The organism is Tenacibaculum aquaeponti (genome assembly GCF_057221555.1).
This window is the reverse complement of record NZ_CM170147.1, coordinates 2,644,207-2,664,028: the sequence shown is the minus strand read 5'-3', so window position 1 is coordinate 2,664,028 and position 19,822 is coordinate 2,644,207. Positions and strand designations below refer to the sequence as shown.

At 29.3% G+C, this 19,822-nt stretch carries 18 protein-coding genes; 8 read left to right on the top strand and 10 right to left on the bottom strand.

Annotation, left to right across the window (positions count from 1 at the left end):
- Positions 1–364: 364 nt before the first annotated feature.
- Positions 365–2,830 carry a DUF5686 and carboxypeptidase regulatory-like domain-containing protein gene (locus tag AC2TEO_RS12025; RefSeq protein ID WP_442265061.1) on the top strand — a complete coding sequence of 822 codons (2,466 nt, stop codon included), beginning with the start codon at positions 365–367 and terminating at the stop codon, positions 2,828–2,830.
- A gap of 173 nt (positions 2,831–3,003) precedes the next feature.
- Positions 3,004–3,756 carry an ATP-binding cassette domain-containing protein gene (locus tag AC2TEO_RS12020; RefSeq protein ID WP_442265060.1) on the top strand — a complete coding sequence of 251 codons (753 nt, stop codon included), beginning with the start codon at positions 3,004–3,006 and terminating at the stop codon, positions 3,754–3,756.
- Here the strand turns inward: AC2TEO_RS12020 and AC2TEO_RS12015 are convergent.
- Genes AC2TEO_RS12015 through porZ form a run of 4 tightly spaced genes read right to left on the bottom strand, consistent with a single transcriptional unit; the run spans position 3,753 to position 9,561 of the window.
- Entirely contained in the window at positions 3,753–4,034 is a 282-nt protein-coding gene (locus AC2TEO_RS12015; RefSeq protein ID WP_442265059.1) for a DUF3817 domain-containing protein, read from the bottom strand. The two genes, AC2TEO_RS12020 and AC2TEO_RS12015, sit on opposite strands and share 4 nt — an antisense overlap.
- Positions 4,035–4,042: 8 nt before the next feature.
- The gene (locus AC2TEO_RS12010) at positions 4,043–6,514 is read right to left on the bottom strand and encodes a TonB-dependent receptor (RefSeq protein ID WP_442265058.1); all 2,472 of its coding nucleotides are present in this window, start codon (positions 6,512–6,514) and stop codon (positions 4,043–4,045) included.
- Between the two features lie 3 nt (positions 6,515–6,517).
- On the bottom strand, positions 6,518–7,240 hold the full coding sequence (gene recO / locus AC2TEO_RS12005) for a DNA repair protein RecO (RefSeq protein WP_442265057.1): 723 nt from the start codon (positions 7,238–7,240) through the stop codon (positions 6,518–6,520).
- Entirely contained in the window at positions 7,240–9,561 is a 2,322-nt protein-coding gene (porZ, locus tag AC2TEO_RS12000) for a type IX secretion system anionic LPS delivery protein PorZ (RefSeq protein WP_442265056.1), read from the bottom strand. The genes recO and porZ overlap by 1 nt, the downstream gene beginning before the upstream one ends.
- Before the next feature lie 68 nt (positions 9,562–9,629).
- On the opposite strand from porZ, the gene AC2TEO_RS11995 reads away from it, so the two are divergent.
- Complete coding sequence (locus AC2TEO_RS11995) at positions 9,630–10,100, top strand: CYTH domain-containing protein (protein ID WP_442265055.1); 471 nt, start codon at positions 9,630–9,632, stop codon at positions 10,098–10,100.
- Here AC2TEO_RS11995 and trhA read toward each other — a convergent pair whose 3' ends face one another.
- Together trhA and AC2TEO_RS11985 are read right to left on the bottom strand one after the other, a co-directional pair.
- Positions 10,101–10,742: a PAQR family membrane homeostasis protein TrhA gene (gene trhA / locus AC2TEO_RS11990; protein ID WP_442265054.1), complete on the bottom strand. Its 642-nt coding sequence runs from the start codon at positions 10,740–10,742 to the stop codon at positions 10,101–10,103. It lies immediately after the preceding gene.
- A complete protein-coding gene (locus AC2TEO_RS11985; protein ID WP_442265053.1) occupies positions 10,717–11,505 on the bottom strand; it encodes a lysophospholipid acyltransferase family protein in 789 nt (262 codons plus the stop codon). Before AC2TEO_RS11985 ends, trhA begins: the two co-directional genes overlap by 26 nt.
- A gap of 79 nt (positions 11,506–11,584) precedes the next feature.
- On the opposite strand from AC2TEO_RS11985, the gene AC2TEO_RS11980 reads away from it, so the two are divergent.
- From AC2TEO_RS11980 to AC2TEO_RS11960, 5 genes are all read left to right on the top strand, one after another.
- Positions 11,585–12,061 carry a hypothetical protein gene (locus AC2TEO_RS11980; RefSeq protein ID WP_442265052.1) on the top strand — a complete coding sequence of 159 codons (477 nt, stop codon included), beginning with the start codon at positions 11,585–11,587 and terminating at the stop codon, positions 12,059–12,061.
- Positions 12,062–12,204: 143 nt separating this feature from the next.
- Positions 12,205–12,384 (top strand): hypothetical protein, encoded by a 180-nt coding sequence (locus tag AC2TEO_RS11975; protein ID WP_442265051.1) that lies wholly within the window; start codon positions 12,205–12,207, stop codon positions 12,382–12,384.
- A gap of 1 nt (position 12,385) precedes the next feature.
- Complete coding sequence (gene trpS / locus AC2TEO_RS11970) at positions 12,386–13,354, top strand: tryptophan--tRNA ligase (RefSeq protein WP_299672760.1); 969 nt, start codon at positions 12,386–12,388, stop codon at positions 13,352–13,354.
- An 82-nt stretch (positions 13,355–13,436) separates the two neighbouring features.
- The gene (locus tag AC2TEO_RS11965; protein ID WP_442265050.1) at positions 13,437–14,687 is read left to right on the top strand and encodes a hypothetical protein; all 1,251 of its coding nucleotides are present in this window, start codon (positions 13,437–13,439) and stop codon (positions 14,685–14,687) included.
- 254 nt (positions 14,688–14,941) lie between these two features.
- On the top strand, positions 14,942–16,369 hold the full coding sequence (locus AC2TEO_RS11960) for a S41 family peptidase (RefSeq protein ID WP_442265049.1): 1,428 nt from the start codon (positions 14,942–14,944) through the stop codon (positions 16,367–16,369).
- 82 nt (positions 16,370–16,451) lie between these two features.
- Here the strand turns inward: AC2TEO_RS11960 and AC2TEO_RS11955 are convergent, their stop codons facing one another.
- From AC2TEO_RS11955 to AC2TEO_RS11940, 4 genes are all read right to left on the bottom strand, one after another.
- A complete protein-coding gene (locus tag AC2TEO_RS11955) occupies positions 16,452–16,802 on the bottom strand; it encodes a c-type cytochrome (protein WP_442265048.1) in 351 nt (116 codons plus the stop codon).
- A gap of 4 nt (positions 16,803–16,806) precedes the next feature.
- The gene (locus tag AC2TEO_RS11950; protein WP_442265047.1) at positions 16,807–17,847 is read right to left on the bottom strand and encodes an NADP(H)-dependent aldo-keto reductase; all 1,041 of its coding nucleotides are present in this window, start codon (positions 17,845–17,847) and stop codon (positions 16,807–16,809) included.
- Positions 17,848–17,849: 2 nt separating this feature from the next.
- Entirely contained in the window at positions 17,850–18,449 is a 600-nt protein-coding gene (locus AC2TEO_RS11945; RefSeq protein ID WP_442265046.1) for a hypothetical protein, read from the bottom strand.
- A 67-nt stretch (positions 18,450–18,516) separates the two neighbouring features.
- Entirely contained in the window at positions 18,517–19,704 is a 1,188-nt protein-coding gene (locus AC2TEO_RS11940) for a phosphoglycerate kinase (RefSeq protein WP_442265045.1), read from the bottom strand.
- Between the last annotated feature and the right edge of the window lie 118 nt (positions 19,705–19,822).

The following is a 19,822-nucleotide window of genomic DNA, read 5'->3' as shown; positions in this document are numbered from 1 at the left end:
CAATCTTAGTTTTAACTTTAAAGCTTAATATCCCCTATTATGAAACCTTTATTTCGCTCCATGAAGTTCTCTTATTCTTTTAAGTTCTTTTTTTAACTTAAAATAATTATACACACAATAACAGAAAAATGTTATTTGTATGTACTTCTAAAGAATTCAATTAATAGTTAACGATATTTCGTTATTATAAAAAGCTAGCAGTAAATAGTTGTATTAATAGTCCCTTGTATAATTGAGTACAATAGTTAATTATTTATATTACTGTTGTACTCATTTTACAGTAAAAACATTCTTTAACATTTCGTAAATAATATTTCATAAATAATTCAATTATGTTTGCCCTTGAAAAACCAAACTATTGATTATGAAAAACTTTACTTTTATTCTTTTTCTTTTAACTTCTTTAATTAGCTCGGCTCAAATTAAAGGTAAAGTAATAAACAAAAACAACGAACCTTTACCCTTTGTAAGTATTTATTTAGAAAATTCCCTAAAAGGCACAACAACTAATGATAATGGTTTTTACGAATTATCAACTTCTAAAAAAGGAAAGCAAACAGTTGTATTTCAATTCTTAGGTTTTAAAACAGTAAAGAAAGAGATTACTATTAATCAATTTCCTTTTGAATTAAACATTAAAATGGCCGAAGAAGAAGAGTTACTAGAAGAAGTAACTGTTTCTTCTACGGAGAATCCTGCAAATACTATTATAAGAAATGTTATTGCTAGTAAAGAAAAAAATACTAATAAATCTGGAAAGTATAAAGCAGATTTTTACTCTAGAGGATTGTTTAAAATTAAAAATGCTCCTAAAAAAATATTAGGTCAAGAAATTGGTGATTTAGGTGGTGGATTAGATTCTACACGTAGTGGAATAATTTATCTTTCTGAAACAATTTCGAAAATTTGGTACCAGAAAAAACCTAAAAACTTTAAAGAAGTTATTGTCGCATCTAAAGTAAGTGGCCAAGACAATGGAATCTCTTTCAACAGAGCTGCCGATGTAAATTTCAATCTATATAAAAATTTAGTTCCTGTCGCCGACACAGATATTTTCTCTCCTATTTCTAACTATACTTTTAGCTACTATAAATTTAAATTAGTAGGTACTTTTTATGATGAAAATGGAAAGTTAATTAATAAAATTAAAATCATTCCTAAAAGAAAAAATGATCGTGTTTTTGGTGGACACATTTATATTGTAGAAGATGACTGGGCTGTTTATGGAGCTGATTTAACTATTACTGGAGCACAAATTAACAATCCTGCAATAGATATTTTACATATTAAACAAAACTATAACTATGAATCTAATTCTGGAATTTGGGCTTTAATTTTACAAACTATAGATTTTAAAGTTGGTTTTTTAGGTTTTAATATTGACGGACGCTTTTCTGCTTCTTATTCGAATTATAATTTTTCTCCAGAATTTAACACTGAAACTTTCAGTAAAGAAATTTTATCTTTTGAAAATAATGCCACTAAGAAAGATTCAGTTTATTGGAATGAATTAAGAAGTGTTCCACTAACCAAAGAAGAGCAAAAAGATTACCTTGTAAAAGACAGTATTAAAGTTGTTCGTAATTCTAAAAAATATTTAGATTCAATGGATACAAAAAGCAATAAAATCACATTGCTTTCTCCTGTATTAGGATATACATATCGTAATAGTTACGATAAATGGTCTTTAAGTTATAATGGATTTATTGATAATATTCGTTTTAATACAGTACAAGGATTTAACTTTAATCCAGAAGTTTCATATTATAAAAGGATAAATGATAAAGGTAATATATGGAGATTAAGCGGATCTTTAAATTATGGATTTTCAGATAAAAAATTCCGTCCTGTTGTTAGCTTTTATAAAAAATGGAACAACATAGATAAGCCTCGACTTTCTATTTCTGCAGGAAATAAATTAAGTCAGTTTGACGAAAGAGATCCTATCAGCAGTTTAAACAATGGTTTTTATTCTTTAATGTTTAAAGAAAACTTTGCTAAGTTTTTTTCAAAATCATTTGCTTCCGTAGCCTTTTCTAAGGAATTATACCCTGGAGTTCAATTCTTTTCGAGTGCCGAATTTGCTGATAGAAGACCCGTAGTAAATACTTCAGATTATTCTTTCTTTAAAAGAGATAGAACTTTTGAAACAAATAATCCTATCGATCCGACTTCTAATACTGTTTCGTTTACAAAGCATCGTATTATTAAAGCACAAATAGCAACAACTATAAACTTTGGAAGTAAATATATTAGTTACCCAGATTCTCGATTTACAGTAAGAAGCAATACGTTTCCAACATTAACTTTAGGATATAGAAAGACGTTTGGATCAGAAAATTCTGAATTCCATTCTGATTTACTTTTCTCAAGGTTAGAACAATATATTTCTTTAGGCAATATTGGTGATTTCGATTACAGTCTTAGAGCTGGAATGTTTTTAGAACAGAAAAATATTCCTTTTATGGATTTCTATCATCCTTTAGCAAACGAAATAGATTTAACTCCTTCTGATCGTTTAAGTAGCTTTTTTATCATGCCTTATTATGATTTTAGCACTAATGATAGTTATGCTGAAATGCATATACAACATAACTTTAAAGGCTTTTTACTAAATAAAATTCCTTTGATTAACAAACTAAATTTCCATACTGTAGTAGGAGCTAAAGGATACTTTTCTGGTGGTAGAAAACCTTATTCTGAGTACTCTATTGGTTTAAACAATATCGGATGGGGAAAATGGCGTTTTTTACGATTTGATTTTGTACAATCTAACTTTAATGGAGTTAAAGAAAATCGTTTCCTTTTCGGAATTAGTCTGTTTGATTAATAACATTCAATGAAATTCACCTTTAGCAGGTCAATATTTTTATTTCAGTGGAAAATTATAAAAATTAGTTTCCCTATTGCTTTTCTATTTAGTTTTTCAGGATTGCACTTTGGAATTAGTCATCTGTTAATCAGTGTTTTTAATCATTTCTATATATGAAGTAAAATCAAAAAATGAGTATTATTTTTATCTTAATCAAGGAATTGATAAATCAACTCTTTGGTTTTCTACAATATTGCTGGTTTTCTTGTATTAATCTTAAATTTAATATGGACAAACTTCATTTAGATAGCACGATCAAAACTTTTGGTAATCATCAGATACTTAATAATGTTTTTTTAGAATGTAAAACAGGTGATATCATAGGTTTACTTGGAAGAAACGGTTCTGGAAAATCAACTTTATTAAAGATAATTTTTGGTACCGTGAAAGCTAATTTTAAATTTTTAAAAGTAAATGACTGCATCCTTAAATCTTCAAAAGAGATCACTAAGTACATAAGCTATTTACCACAAGAAACCATGCTTCCAAAAGAATATACAATAAAAACATTACTACATATTTTCGCTGGTAAAAGAGGAATCAAAAAAGCAGAAGAAAATACTTTTTTAAAAAAGTTATTAGCCACTAAAGCTGGAAACTTATCTGGAGGAGAACAAAAAATCATTGAAGTTTTTATGGTTTTTAATTCTAATTCGAAATTCGTTTTACTGGATGAGCCTTTTAAAGGAGTATCTCCTATCAATAGAGACTTCATTAAAGAATTAATTCAAGAAAACTCTAAAAATAAAGGTATCATTGTTACAGATCATGATTACTCTAGTATTATAGAAATATCTAGTGAAATACAATTATTAGATAACGGAAACTTAAGAAGAATCTCTCAAAAAAAAGATTTAATTGAATATGGTTATTTACCCGATTAATCTTCTTTTTTAGTCAAATACTTTCCAACAAAAAAAGTTCCGAAAGGAATTATTGCTAACAAACAAACTTTTACAAACTCTTTGTTAGCCCATTTAAATTCAACCTTCAGTAAAACTGCCAATGCTATATACCCTATAAATAGAATTCCATGTGGCATTCCTAACATTTTTACATAGGTTTCATTGTCATAAATATACTTTATAGGAGAAGCTATAAATAGTAAAAGGATATACGAAATCCCCTCTAAAAAACTTACTATTTTAAATATGTTGATCATAATTAGTATTAAAAATTAGCAAATAAACTCACTGAAAGGTTTCTTCCAGGTGCGGAAACTCCAGATGCAAATTCGCGATAATGTTCATCGAAAATATTATCTACTCTTGCTTGTAAACTGAAATTATTACTTAAATTATATCTAGCAAAAGCACTTAATGTATTCCAGCTTGGAGAACCAAAATATTTTTCCGTTTCCTCTGTTGCATTTATATCTACAATTGGAGTTTGCTCATGATTATCTATTCCTTCGTCAATATTAAAATCTGTAATATCTTTTTTAGCATTGAAACGGAAATTAACTCCAGCTTCTACTTTTTTTGTAACATAATTCACATCAAAATTTCCAAATAATGGTGGAATTGAAGACATTGGTTGATCTGTATCAAAAGTTTTTCCTTTTGTATAAGTGATAGAACCAGTAGTTGTCCAATTTTTGAAAAGCTTCCCCTGATAATTTACTGTAAAACCAGTTACATAAGCATTATCTCTATTTACATTTGCTACAATATTGTTACCATCTACACCATCGAATCTAATTGTAGACTGACCATTTAAAATAAAGTCTTCTCTGTAAATATAATTTGCTAATAAAGTATAATACACATTAGCTCCAATCTTAAATTTTCTATCATTAAAATACTTTTCTAATCCTATTTCACCACTGTAGGCATGTTCTGGCCTTAAATTCACATTTGGCACAGTTACGTTTCCTCCTTTTTCTCTTACCTTTCCAACGTCATCGATATTAGGAGATCTAAATCCAGAAGAAATTACAGCATTTAATTTCCAATTTTTAGTAGGTTTATGTACATAACCCACACTAAACGTTACTGCGGTATTACTTAAACTAATATCACTATCTGGTAGAGTAATAAAAGTATCATCAATCCATTTAGCTCTAAGTTGAGTATTTGTTAAACGAATACCAGAATTTAATGTTGAGTTTTTAGATATATCTTGTCTGTAATCTACATATAATGCTGAGCTTAAATAACTGCTTCCTCCATCTGCGTAACGAGATTGCACGGCAAAATCGCCATTAAACCCTACAATTTCATTATTAACTACACTAAGCTCTTTTCCAAAAGAATTTGAATTCACATCGTTGTAAGCAACTTCAAATCCATATCCTAAATTTCTATACTTAGCTAATGGAACTGAAAAATCTCCATTCAAACTAAAAATATCAACATCTTCTTCTCTGTATGATCTTTGTAAACTACCAAATTTTCTTTGAATTCTACTTTCTTTAATATTCTGATAAGCTAAAGTAAAAACTCCTCTTTTCATCCATTTTTTCTTTGGATTAATTTCTAATTGAGGAGATATTAATAATCGATCTTGTGGTCCATAATACCATTCTGCAAACTTTAAAGTAGATGGATCTGTTTCATCTTTAAGCTCTGTTAGTCTGTCAAATCGAGGAACATCAGAAGATGTAGAATACTGAATATTTATTTTAAGATCTGTACTTTTAGAAAGCGGCACATAAAATTTTTGTAGAATATCAGTTTGATTGTAACCTGTATTTCTTTGAAGATTTGGATCTGAGTTTAATGTTGGTGTTAATTTAAAATTGTTTCCAACATTTTCTGAAAAGTAATTAATTTTACCCCAATTTTCAAATCCATGTGATCTATTCTCTCCCATTTTTAAATCACCAAAATCACTATGTGATACACTTGTAAAACTTCCCCATTTTGGAAATCGTAACTCTACAGAAGCCTGATTTGTAATTTCGTTATTAACAGTAGAAAAACGTGAGAAAAAGTTACTTTTAACTTCTTTATTCTTAGATAATTTTGGCGTTTTAGTATAATAATGGATAACACCTCCTAAAGCATCTGAACCATAAGTAACTGAAGTTGGGCCAAAAACAATCTCAGTTCTATCTAACATACTTGGCGCGACAGTAATTGAATTCTGCAAGTGCCCTTTTCTATAAATTGCATTATTCATTCGAACACCATCAACAACTAAAAGCACACGATTACTTTCCATCCCTCTCAAAACAGGACTACCTCCTCCAAATTGAGATCTCTGAACTCGAATTCCTGGTACATTTGCTAATACATCAGCTGAACTTTGAGCTACAATTTTTTGTATTTCTCTGGCTTTAATTACTTCTATTTGCTCTGCAATTCTTTTCGTCTTTGCTTTATTCTTAAATACAGAAACTACAACCTCATCGAGTTGTTCAGACTCTTTAGAAAGAAAAACTTCTTTGTTATTAAGAAGTATAATTGATTTTTTACTTGAAAATTCTGCATAAGAAACATGAGAAAAGTAAATCATTTCGTTTGAAAAAAGTGTGAGGTCTACTTTACCATTTTCATCTGTTACACCAGATTTACTCTTGTCTTTATTAAAAACTGCTACCGCTTCTATAACTTTACCTGTTTCTGTATCGTATACAGTAACTTCCTGAGAAAATAAAGTAGTAGAAACACATAAAAAAAGTAAAAATATCCACTTCATGAGTTAACTAAACACTGATTCTAAAACGTCTAAAGATTTTGGTTTTTTAAAACCTTCCAAATGTAACTCAAAATATCGAATTATTAGCTTTAGCACGCTCTGTCTTTCTTTTTTATTAAATGAAATTGTATGAATTGCATCAAAATTTATGCCTAACAGCTTTTTAAATAAAATAAAATCGTTACCCGTTATTGTTGTTTTCTCATAAAGTGAATTTGTGAAACTTCCTTCCAATAAATTAAACCCTAAACTTTCTGTATGAGTAGTATCTGGATAAAATCCTAAAAAACGTGATAAATTAAGTAAAAACAACAAATGAAAATTAGAAATTGAATCATGAGTATCTAACCAAATCAAGGCTGTTTCAATGTAGTTATACAGCATTTCGTTTTTCTCTTCTTCCTGAATAATATTAGATAAGATTTCTGATATAAATAGCACTATAGTTTGCTTAACAACCGACATATATATCGTTTCATACATTGGTAAAACCTGCGCTTCTTTAATAGAGTTTAAATTCCCTTTATTATTATGACTTGCAGTTAATTGCAGTAAAGTTAACGGTTGAAAATATGCAGCTTTTAGTTTTCCTTTTTTTGACTTTAAAACACCTCTTATCATATAAGTTTTAACTCCATCTTCTTCAGTAAAACATTTTACAATTAAGCTAGAGTCTCCGTATTTTATAGCACTAAAAACAATTGCTTTTGTAGAAACTACTGCCATTAGTTTACAATTGCAATTTTGGTTGTAGCAGATTCCTCTCCTTCTTCAGTAGTTAATAATACAATATAAATTCCAGAAGCAACTTTTTGCCCTGCTAAATTTCTTTTATTCCAAACTACTTTTCCTCCTTGTACTTGCTGACCTTCAACAACATTTGTTTCATACACTAAATTTCCAGAAGCATCTAATATTTTTACATTGGTTCCTTTAGGAATATTAGTCCCATTTCTACCAGCTATAGTAACTTGATCGTTATTACTTAAAACAGGATTCGGATATGCATATACCTCACTTAACTCATCACCAAAAGGAGCAACATTACTGTTATAAGCGACTATACCTTTGTCTGTCGCAAAAAATACTTTTCCTGTAAACTCATCTACAGTAATTTTTAAAATTTTATTTGAAGGTAGTGGTGAGTTATCTTTATTAAAATTCGCTAAAGTATTTTGACCATTTGGGTTTGTATATAAAACACCTCCATTATCTGTTCCAAACCATTTATTATTAGCTCCATCAACTTTTATAGCATTTATGGTTTGATCTCCCAATAATTTTTTAGCAATACCATCATCTAAAATAATAATTGGCTCTGCATCGAAAACATTTGCATCAAAAATAGAAGCTGGATTATTATACACCACTAAACCAGACAAAGTTCCAATCCACAATCTATTATTTTTATCAATCGCTACTGTTCTGGTATTTCTATTTGGTAAATTTCCTTTTGTAGGTTCTGTTGTTAATGCTCTCTTTCTATCTCCATTTTCGTTGTATGCAAACAAACCATTACTTCTGGTAGTAATCCAAATTGTATTTGTATTGTCGATTGCTATCTCTCCCATACCAGGCCTATTTTGAACATATAACTCATTAATATTAAAACTTGTCCAATTTCCAGCAGGTGATAACTTCTTCAATCTTGATGAACCTAAAATATTCGTCACCCATAAGTTTCCTTCTCTATCTAGCGCTGTTCCACCAATACGGATAGTAACTCGAGAAGGATTTGTTGGAACAATATCTTCTAAAGGGCTATTTAAATGATTATAAAAATTTGAAATGTTATCATCCACAACTTCAAATAAGCCACCAGTTAATGGCGTATTTACAGCTCCAGTATCTCCAAAAGAACTTATAAAAACTCTATTATCACTATTTTTATCTATAGTAATACTTACTAAATCTCCAAACGGATTAGCTGGATTGAAAGGTGTATTTAACCATGTTTCACCGTTGAATCTTGAATAACCTTGACGTACCTGAGAAGGTGTAAATGTTACATCGTATCCTCCATACAATACCCAAAGATTATTATTAAAAGCTTCAATAGAAAAAACTTGATTAGATAATGGTCCATCTGGATGAATCTCTGTATAAGATCGTGTAGCTAAAGGAGCCATTAATAAACCAAATTCTGAGGTTCCTAATAATATTGAATCACCGTTAACGAAAGCTGTATTTAATGAAAAATTAAACGTAGTTGAACTTGTATTCGTTCCTTGTAAAACTAGAGAAGTGTTATAAACATTAGCTGAACTAGATAGTGATACTACTAAATTTGTAGCAGAACTTTTTATATCGTTAATGTTTTCAGGAAAAGAAAGTACGTTTTGTTGTGTTACCCCGTTTAACCTAACCAAATTACGATTAGACACTGCATAAATATTTCCTGAAAAAGATGTGATTTTTTGGAAGCTCCCTGTGAATCTTTGTTCCCAATTTGCAGCATCGATTAAGTTAGGGTTTGTAATATCTGCAACAAATATTCCATTATCTGTAGCTGCGTAAATTTCATTATTTAAAACTGTAATTTGATTTACATTTATACTGGTTGATCCAGAACCAATAAAATAAGTATCTCCAAATTCTAATCGTTCAATATCATATACAACTATTGCAAATGAAGTTGCTATAAATAATTGGCCGTTATGCTCAAAAATATCATTAATTCGTTTTAAACCAGATTGATTAAAATTTACGATATCAGGAGAAACCGTAACTGTACCATCATCACTAATTACCTCTATTAAACCAGTGTCATATCCGATAACAATTCTATCAAAAGCTTCATTATAATGAATTGCTGAAGTCGTTTCTCCAGATAAACCATTGACAGAAGACAATTTCTTTAATTCTTCTGAAGTTATATTGTATGAAAAAACCGCATTATCTGTTAATGCAAAGACATTTTCACCATTAATAACAAAGTCTCTTACATTATTGTATGAAAAAAAATCTTCCCAACGATCACTAAAATCATTTTGTGCATTAGATAACAACAAAAAACATAAGGCTATTAGTGTACAGATTTTCTTCATAATTGCTTCAAAGATATTTAATAATAACGATAAAAGCGATACATTCGTACAAAATAGAACTTGATCTTATGAGTGTTGAAATAGAACGCAAATTCTTAGTAAAAGATAATAGATTTATAAACGAAGCTTCGAAAAAAGTGTATATCAAACAAGGATTTTTAAATTCTGATAAAGAACGTGTAGTTAGAGTACGTTTAAAAGATGATCAAGGTTTTTTAACTATTAAAGGAAAATCAAATTCTTCTGGAACTACGAGATTTGAATGGGAAAAAGAAATACCTAAAACAGAAGCTGAGAGTTTATTCAATTTATGTGAAAAAGGAATTATTGAAAAATACAGATATCTTGTTGTAATAGATAATCACACTTATGAAGTAGATGAATTTTTAGGTGATAACTTAGGTTTAATTATTGCTGAGATAGAACTTTCAAGTGAAAACGAAAACTTCGTAAAACCAGATTGGTTAGATAGAGAAGTAACTGGTGAAACTAAATATTACAATTCTAACATTAGTAAATTTCCTTATAAAGATTGGTAATTATAAGTTATAAATGGCCCAAAAGTGACAAAGACTTCCTAATAATACAAAAACATGAAAAATCGCGTGGTTAAAAGGTATTTTCTTTATTGAATACAAAATAGCTCCAATAGTATAAAAAACTCCACCAGCTATTAAATAATTAGCTCCTTCTTCAGATAAACTTTCCATTAATGGTTGAATAAAAAATACTACCAACCACCCCATTAATACATACATTACTGTAGATACGTGTTTTAACTTCCCTGTAAAAAACAATTTGAAAATTATTCCTACCAAAGCGAAAGTCCAAACAATTAAAAACATTCGTAAACCTAAATCGGATTTTAAAGCAACCAAACAAAAAGGAGTATAACTTCCTGCTATAAGCATAAAAATTGCTGCATGATCGAAAACTTTTAGTCGTTTCCTTTTAACTGAATCTGTTGCTTTATGATAAAATGTAGATGCTGCATACAATGTTATTAAACTTATTCCGTAAATAATAAAACTTATTTGGTACCAAACATTAACATAGCAATATGCTTTAAATATCAAAAAAGGAAATGCAACACAACTCGCGAATAAACCAATTGCATGTGTGAGTACATTTAAATACTCTTCTTCTTTACTATACTCACTTACGTTCTTTCTGTTTTGCATGTAATGCTTTATTAGTGTCTTTCATGTATTGTTTATCTCTAGATAGTGCTGTATACATTAATTCAAAAAGTTTTTCTTTTATTCGATGTCTGTCTTCAATTTGTAAAGAATCTGTTGGTATAAATTTATATTGTTTTACGCGTAATTTCGTTGGCCCTCCTTTAAATATATTCCAAGAAAAAGATCTTTTACAATCAAAATATACTTGTGGAACAACAGGAATTTTGAACTCTATAGCCAAACTAAATGCCCCATTTTTAAAAGGAGCTAATATTACATCTTCTTCAGGAACTAAGCCTTCAGGATAAATCGCAACACTTGTACCATTGCTTAATCTTTTTTTTGCCAAACCATAAACCTTCCTTCTACTTTCAGCATTTCCTCTATCTACCATAATAACCACTCTCTTATAAAAAAAACCAAAAACAGGAATTTTAACCAGTTCTTTTTTTCCTACAAAAACAATTGGATTTTTACTCATAATAATCATTAACCAAATATCAAAAAAAGAGGTATGGTTAGCACAAAATACATAGCTTTTATTTCTATCAATTTCTTCTTCTTTTTCTATGTCGATACGACATCCCATTCCGTAAATTAAAAAGTAAGAAAAAACCCTTACCAACTTCCAAAAGTACGGGTATAACTTTTCACTAGAAGATAAAATGATTAGTAATGGCGACAATAAAACAATACCTATAAACATTAATACATAAAACCATGCACGCCATAATAATAGAAAGGGAATCTTTATGTATTTCATAGTTGCTAATGTAGTAATTTCTTTTGTTTGGAAAGTTTAAAGCTTATTTTTGTTTTACTTATTTTTAAAAAGTTTGCTAATGAAATTTTATTATATATCTCTGTTTTTGATATTACATTCATTACTCGCTAATGCTTGTAATTCTGCTTATCAATATAAAATATTTCCTATTGGAATTCAAAATCAAAATATTATCACTTTAACTGTAAATATTCATAGAACAGATTTTTTGGATAACACAGCCGAGTTTAGAGGTCCTGAAATTGGATGGAATATGGAATATTATGTTTCCACGTACAATTTAAATGGACAACTGATTTCAAAGGATAAAGCTGAAAAAATCGTAATTGAAGCGGAACATTATCTTAAGGAATTAACTGAAGTCTTTCAGAAAAAATTAAAAAGCGTAGTCTCACAAAATAAAAATATCACATTATTTAATCCTGAATATATTTCTTTTTGCGACTTTCAGAAGAAATGTAACATGCTTACTTTAGAAAACAATATTAAAAAGAAGAAGGATTATTTAATTTATAAATCAAAAACCACCCTATAAGTCTTAATGCTTTTCAAGAGTTTAAAAGAAGTGCTACATTTACCGATAATTTAAAAGCCTATTATTTAAGTTCTACTCGCGTTTATAGAGCAAATAATATTGAGATTATTATTGGTCATGTAGGAACTGGTCATGAAATATCTATGGGATGGATCACAAATGATCCTAATAAAAAGCCTAAAGATGAGTATGATGTTGTAATTTTGGCAAAAGAACGCAAACCAAATATAAAATTTGACAAAATAAGTGAAACCATATATGAAGAACCATTATTACATCATGGATATGGGTTTGACTTTTTAATATTAAAAGAAACAAAATAAAATGTCTAGAATTTTAACTGGTGTACAAAGTACTGGTACGCCACATTTAGGAAATTTATTAGGTGCAATTTTACCAGCAATTGAAATGGCTAATCAGCCAGAAAACGAGTCGTTTTTATTTATTGCAGATATGCACTCATTAACTCAAATTAAAGACGGAAATCAATTACGTGAAAACACTTACAGCACAGCTGCTACTTGGTTAGCTTGTGGTATTGATGTGAATAAAACTGTATTTTATCGTCAAAGTGATATTCCTGAAGTAACTGAATTAACTTGGTATTTAAATTGTTTCTTTCCATACAACAGATTAAAACTTGCGCATAGTTTTAAAGATAAAGCAGATCGATTAGAAGATGTTAATGCTGGATTATTTACTTACCCGATGTTAATGGCTGCTGATATTTTATTGTATGATGCTGAAATTGTTCCTGTAGGAAAAGATCAATTACAGCATTTAGAAATGACAAGAGATGTTGCCGAAAGATTAAATAATGTTGTTGGAGAAACGTTAGTTCCGCCACAAGCAAAAATTCAAGAACACACACAATTAGTTCCTGGAGTTGATGGTGAAAAAATGAGTAAATCTCGTGATAACGTAATTAATATCTTTTTACCAGACAAAAAGTTACGCAAGCAAATCATGAAAATTCAAACGGATAGCACTCCTTTAGAAGAGCCTAAAAACCCTGATGGAGATAATGTTTTTGCTTTGTATAAATTATTAGCTTCTGACGAGCAAATTGCTGAGATGCGTGCAAATTATGAAGGTGGAAATTATGGTTATGGACATGCGAAACAAGCTTTATATGAATTGATTATTGATAAGTTTGCTGATGTACGTTCAAAATACAACCACTACATGGAGAACAAAAATGAAATCGATGAAGCGCTAGCAATTGGTGCTGAAAAAGCTAGAAAAGTAGCTCAAGATGTTTTACAACGTGTACGTGCAAAAGTAGGTTACTAAACACAACCAAATTTAACATATAAGTTTAGTTTTTTTCGTAATTAAAAGTATACTTTTGCCTGCTTTTAATTACGAAAAAACTATGAAAAAATTATTCTTTGCGTGTATCACGCTAATATGCTTAAATGCATTTAAACTAACATCTCAAAACACATTCAAAAAAGGTTATTTTGTAACAAACTCCAACAAAAGAGTAGAGTGTTTGATTAAAGACGAAGGTTGGCAAAACAACCCAAAATCATTTAAATACAAACAAAATAATACTGAAAATATAAGCACTTCTGACAATGCTAAAGAATTTGGTATTTATAACCATGTTACATATATAAAATCAGCAGTAAAAATAGATAGATCTAGTAATAAAGTTAATTTTCTAACAGAAGAGCGTTTTCCTCAATTTAAAGAAGAGATTTTATACCTAAAAGTCTTACAAAAAGGTAAAGCTAACTTATTCCAATTTCAAGATGGTACCTTAATTCGTTACTTCTACAACTTAAACAACACTACCCCAAAACAACTTGTATATAAGAAATATAAGATTGGCAGTGATAAAATAAGAGAAAACCAGAGTTACAAACAAGAGTTATTCACAAAATTAAAATGTAAGGAAATAACCCTAAAAAGAGTAGAATCTATAAAATATAATGAAAGTGATTTAACAGCATTTTTTAGTGAATATAACCTATGTAATGGTAGCAAACCAGAATATAAAGTTAAGAAAGAAAAAACACCTGGTAAATTTAATGTATCAGTAAAAGCAGGTGCTAGTTTTTCTTCTTTAAATATTGAAAACAATATACTTCCTATAAAAAATGTAGAATTTAGTAGCATATCTAATTTTCGCCCTGGTTTAGAATTTGAATATATTTTACCAATTAACAATAACAAATGGGGACTTTTTTTAAAAACAACATATCAAACTTTCACTGGAAAAAGTGAAGAAAATTCTTCACAAGGTATAATTGTTAATACCATTAATACTGAAATTGATTACTCTTCTATAGAAATACCTATTGGCGTAAAACATTATATGTACCTAAATAAAAAATCTAAATTATTTATAGGAGCTGGATATTTAATTGATTTTCCTTTAGATTCTAAATTAAACTTTTCATTTGAGAGTACTTTAAATGGATCTGTGACAAGTACTAGTTCAGGAGAATTGAATTTAGAAGATAGTTCGACAGCTTTCCATTTAAACTTTGGGTATAAATATGATAAGTTTAGTATAGAATTTGAACATTATACTAATAGAAATATTATGAAAAATATTCCTTTCTGGAATTCTTCTTCATCAACAACTGCAATTACATTAGGATATACTTTGTTTTAATCTCCTTATAATTTTAACGATATATTTAATTAAGCTTCTAAGAGTATTTCTTAGGAGCTTTTGTTTTTTTTAAATTATTTGTTAATTACAATTAATCATTCTATTCAGAAAAAATAATTTACTGTTGGGAAAATAAATCAATTTCTCTATTTAAAAATTCATAATTTGATTTGTAAAGAACTCTATTAGCCAAAAACTTTAGTGTAACAACTATACATTTTAAATGTCTTTTTAAGACAACTAAAAAATCAAACATGAGAAACTTACTTACACTTTCACTACTACTTTTAACACATCTTTCTTTCGCTCAAAAACAATGTAAATGTTCTAAAGATTTAGATTTTGTAATTACTTATTATGAAAATAATCTTCCCGGATTTAAAGACAATGTTACTTCTAAAACAAAAGCAACATACACTTCCTTAAAAACCAATTTAATTGAAGAAGCAAATAAAGTCAGCACGAAAAACGATTGTTATAAATTAACATTACAATATGTAGAGTTTTTTAGAGACAATCATTCTTCAATTTACATGAGAAGTCAAAATATTGATGAAAATAATGAAGAAGAATTGCAACAATTTTTAACTTCAGAAACTTATACTTCAAGAGAAACGATTCCATTAGAAAAAGTAGATCAAAAACAATATCCAATAGATAATATTCTTGGAATTTATGAAATCAAAAATGCATATACCGTTGCTGTAATTCCGAGTAAAACTAAGCTGAGAGATTATGTTGGTGTAATTTTAGATGCGAAAACAAAACTTTGGAAAAAAGGACAAGTAAAGTTTGAACTTAAAAAAACAGCCTCTCCAAATGAGTTTTTGGCAATTAGTTATTTAAAAAATCATGCTATAAAATACGAAAGTCGGTTCTCTTTAAAAGAAGGTGTGCTAGGAGATTATTGGTTTAAAACCTCTTTAAATTCTTATGTGAACCATGCAATTGATGTTCCATCTACTTACGATTTTAAAATAATTAACGATAGTATTTCTTATTTACGAATTCCTACCTTTTCTGGTAAAAGAACTGCTAAAATAGATTCGTTATACAAAGCTTCCTTTAATAAAATTAAAAAGCAACCTTATTTAATTATTGATGTTCGTAATAATGGTGGTGGAAGTGATGATAATGTAAATCCACTTTTAGAATTCATGTACACAAATAAAATTAAAACCGATAAAGTTGATTTATACATTACTAAAGACAATATTAAAATTTGGGAAAGCTGGTATGAAGATGCAAAAAGCGATACTGTAAACTTTGATAAAGATCGAGTAAAATGGTTTAAGAAAAGGGTAGAACGAATGAAAGAAGCAAAGTTAGACTCCTACATTTCTGTATCGAAAGGAGGACGAATGAGTAGAAATTTTAAACCTAATGCTGTAAAAAAGGTTGCTATTATATATAATAAAAATTGTGCTAGCTCTTGTGAAACTCTTTTATTCTGGGCAAAACAAAGTAAGAAAACAATTTTAGTTGGAGAAAATTCTGGTGGTTATGTTGGTTATGGTGAAGTTGGCGCTGTAACAACTCCTTGTTACAATTTTACATTAACATGTACATCTAGTCGATACAAAAAGCAACGTACTTATGAAGTAATTGGTATTGCTCCTAATTTCTATTTAAACAATCAAAAAAGTTGGGTAGATCAAACTATTGAACTTTTGAAGGAATAAACTGAAAAAAAAGCTGTTTAAAATTAGCATAGTGAGATTCTGAAAAAAATTCAGAATGTCATTGTTTTTTAGACAGCTACTTTTAATCTTTAGTATACTTTAGAATTTCATTGACTTGCTCGATACTTAACTGTGGAAAAGTAGGTTGATGTTTTTTAGAACTCAAATATTCATGTAAAGAAAGTGAATCAAATTTTACACCTCGTAAAGCAGGGCCTGTAATATGTTTGTCTAACTTATGACAAGAAGCACAATTTGCATTAAAAAGCTTTCTTCCAGCTCTCTTTTCTTCAGTAATTGTATCTACAGTTCCACAAAAAAATCTTGGCTCTTCTTCTGCTGTTTCAGAAAATAACACAGAAGAAAAAAGCATCATCATGATCGTAATGAATACGACCAAATATGATGCAAATATTTTGTTTTTTAAACTCAAGAAACTAAGGTGCTGGATTCGGCATTACTGCGTGTACCGCTTCTATTTCTTTTAAAATTTCTTCAGTTAATTCAACATGAATTGAATTAATATTTTCTTTTAATTGATCCATTCTTGTAGCTCCAATAATATTACTTGTTACAAATGGTAACTGATTAATATAAGCTAAAGCTAATTCAGACAATGTTAAGCCGTGTTTTTCTGCAATTGCTAAATATGCTTGTACTGCATTTTGAGATCCGTCTCCCATATAACGCGCAATAAAACGTGGAAATAAAGTTCCTCTAGCTCCTTCTGGCTTTCCTCCATTTAAATACTTTCCTGAAAGTACTCCTTGTGCTAAAGGAGAATATGCTAAAAGTCCGATATCTTCACGCATCGAAACTTCAGACATTCCGTATTCGTAACCTCGATGAATTAATGAATATGAATTTTGAATGGTTACCATTCTAGGTAAATCATACTGTTCAGCAGCTTGTAAATACTTCATTGTTCCCCAAGGGGTTTCGTTAGATAAACCTACATGTTTTATCTTTCCTTCTTTAATTAAACCTTGAAGTGTTTCTAAAATTTCAATATGATTTTCTGCTTCTTTTGCTGATGTTTTGTACGGATAATCACGCACACCGAAACAGTTTACTCCACGATTTGGCCAGTGTAACTGATATAAATCGATATAATCTGTTTGTAAACGTTGTAAACTACCTTCAACAGCTTCAATGATATTCTTTCCTGTTAAACCTCCAGATCGAATGTGCGCTGTATAATCTCCACCCCCAGCTATTTTAGAAGCTAAAACAACTTTATCTCTATTTCCTGTTTTCTTAAACCAGTTTCCGATGATCTTTTCTGTAGCTCCATAAGTTTCTGGAGTTGCAGGTACAGAATATAACTCAGCAGTATCAAAAAAGTTCACACCTTGTTCTAAGGCATAATCCATTTGCTCAAATCCTTCTGCTTCTGTATTCTGATTTCCCCAAGTCATTGTTCCTAAACAAATCTTAGAAACTTTAACATCGGTATTTGGTAACGTTGTATATTTCATTTTTATCTCTTTAGATATTGAGTAATTGTTCGTGATTTCATTTTTTTCATTAGAGAATATAACACAACGGCTAAAATCATCAAATACCCTAGAGTAACTTTTAATGTACCAAAATGTGCTAATCCTAAAATCACACCTGTTAAACCTTCTTTTCTCCCTACAATTTCGTATTCATATCCTTTTTCAAGCTGATTTGCTAAATAATAAATCCAAGTAAAAATACCTGAAGAGAACAACAGCGCAAATAATTGAGGTTTTAAATGATTAATTATAGAAGGTTTCTTTTTTAAATATTCAAAACTGAATAACCTTTCTTTTAAGACTTTAAAAACTTCCTCTTTTGCTCTATGATCATTAAAATTGATACTTTCTTCACTATTACTATTACCGTAGAAAATTGTAATCTCTTTTTTATTCTCAGGATTTACAATCTTTTTAATATAAGAAAAAGGAATACTAAACAACTGATTTGGAATATTCCCTTTATTTAACTCTGATATTATTTCAGATTTGATAAGTTTTTTCAAACTTCCAAAGCAAATTAACTTTTCATTTATTACTATTAAATAATTTTTATTTTCTCCTAGCAACCAATATTTCATTCTTTTTCACTCAAATTTAGCGCAATCAAAGATTGAAATTCAATAATTGCGCTTTTTGTTTTCATACTTAACTTAAAATCGCGTCAATTCCTGGTAAAACTCTACCTTCTAAACTTTCTAACATTGCACCACCGCCAGTAGATACATAACTTACCTTATCTGCAAATCCGAATTGTTTTACTGCTGCAACAGAATCTCCTCCTCCAACTAAAGAGAACGCTCCGTTTTTAGTAGCTGCATCAATTGCATTTCCTAATTCAATAGTACCTTTTGCGAAGTTTTCCATTTCAAAAACTCCTAAAGGTCCGTTCCATAAAATAGTTTTAGAATTCGCTAAAACTTCTGCAAACTTTTTAGATGTTTCTGGCCCAACATCTAATCCCATCCAACCATCAGGAATTTCATTAGTATTCACTGTTTGAGTATTTGCGTCGTTTGCAAAATTATCTGCAATAACAGCATCTACAGGCAAGTGAATTTCTGTATTTTTCTCTTTTGCAATTTTTAAAATATCTAAAGCTAATTGTAACTTATCTTCTTCAACTAAAGAGTTCCCAATTGATCCGCCTAAAGCTTTTACAAATGTGAACGTCATTCCTCCACCAACAATAATATGATCTACTTTTTCAATAATATTTTCAATTACACCAATTTTAGACGATACTTTAGCTCCTCCTAGAATTGCTGTTACTGGTTTCTCTGAATTATTTAAAACTTTATCTATACTTTCTATTTCTTTCGCTAACAGAGACCCGAAACATTTTCTTTCAGGAAAAAATTGTGCAATTACTGCTGTAGAAGCATGCGCTCTATGCGCTGTACCAAAAGCATCGTTTACATAAACATCTCCTAATTTTGATAATTGTTCTGCAAAAGCAATATCTCCTGCTTTTTCTTCGCCATGAAAACGTAAGTTTTCTAACAATAAAATTTCACCGCTTTTTAATTCAGTAACAGCAGCTTCTGCGGCTTCTCCAACGCAATCTTCAACAAACTTTACTTGCACTCCGATTACTTCACTTACTTTATCAACAATATGCTTTAAAGAAAATTTTTCATCTACTCCTTTTGGACGACCTAAATGCGACATTAACACACAACTTCCTCCGTCTTCTAAAATTTTAATGATTGTTGATTTAGCTGACTGAATTCTAGTATCATCTGTTACCTGAAATTCGTCGTTTAGTGGCACGTTAAAATCTACACGGATTAATGCTTTTTTATCTTCAAAATTAAAATCATTGATTGTCTTCATTTTTTGTTTTTTTAGAAGTTTGCTCTTTTGTTGATTCCAACAAAAATAATTATTCTAAATTAGAAAAAACACGAATAAAAAAGCTTATTTCTTTAAATTTATAACGAAAACGTTTACT

Bases quoted from the DNA above. Each gene is read 5' to 3' on its own strand.
- AC2TEO_RS12020 (WP_442265060.1), top strand. From the start codon at position 3,004: ATGAGTATTATTTTTATCTTAATCAAGGAATTGATAAATCAACTCTTT.
- AC2TEO_RS11995 (WP_442265055.1), top strand. From the start codon at position 9,630: ATGAGTGTTGAAATAGAACGCAAATTCTTAGTAAAAGATAATAGATTT.
- AC2TEO_RS12015 (WP_442265059.1), bottom strand. From the start codon at position 4,034: ATGATCAACATATTTAAAATAGTAAGTTTTTTAGAGGGGATTTCGTAT.
- trpS (WP_299672760.1), top strand. From the start codon at position 12,386: ATGTCTAGAATTTTAACTGGTGTACAAAGTACTGGTACGCCACATTTA.
- porZ (WP_442265056.1), bottom strand. From the start codon at position 9,561: ATGAAGAAAATCTGTACACTAATAGCCTTATGTTTTTTGTTGTTATCT.
- AC2TEO_RS11950 (WP_442265047.1), bottom strand. From the start codon at position 17,847: ATGAAATATACAACGTTACCAAATACCGATGTTAAAGTTTCTAAGATT.
- AC2TEO_RS12010 (WP_442265058.1), bottom strand. From the start codon at position 6,514: ATGAAGTGGATATTTTTACTTTTTTTATGTGTTTCTACTACTTTATTT.
- AC2TEO_RS12025 (WP_442265061.1), top strand. From the start codon at position 365: ATGAAAAACTTTACTTTTATTCTTTTTCTTTTAACTTCTTTAATTAGC.
- AC2TEO_RS11945 (WP_442265046.1), bottom strand. From the start codon at position 18,449: ATGAAATATTGGTTGCTAGGAGAAAATAAAAATTATTTAATAGTAATA.
- recO (WP_442265057.1), bottom strand. From the start codon at position 7,240: ATGGCAGTAGTTTCTACAAAAGCAATTGTTTTTAGTGCTATAAAATAC.
- AC2TEO_RS11985 (WP_442265053.1), bottom strand. From the start codon at position 11,505: ATGAAATACATAAAGATTCCCTTTCTATTATTATGGCGTGCATGGTTT.
- trhA (WP_442265054.1), bottom strand. From the start codon at position 10,742: ATGCAAAACAGAAAGAACGTAAGTGAGTATAGTAAAGAAGAAGAGTAT.
- AC2TEO_RS11940 (WP_442265045.1), bottom strand. From the start codon at position 19,704: ATGAAGACAATCAATGATTTTAATTTTGAAGATAAAAAAGCATTAATC.
- AC2TEO_RS11980 (WP_442265052.1), top strand. From the start codon at position 11,585: ATGAAATTTTATTATATATCTCTGTTTTTGATATTACATTCATTACTC.
- AC2TEO_RS11975 (WP_442265051.1), top strand. From the start codon at position 12,205: ATGGGATGGATCACAAATGATCCTAATAAAAAGCCTAAAGATGAGTAT.
- AC2TEO_RS11960 (WP_442265049.1), top strand. From the start codon at position 14,942: ATGAGAAACTTACTTACACTTTCACTACTACTTTTAACACATCTTTCT.
- AC2TEO_RS11965 (WP_442265050.1), top strand. From the start codon at position 13,437: ATGAAAAAATTATTCTTTGCGTGTATCACGCTAATATGCTTAAATGCA.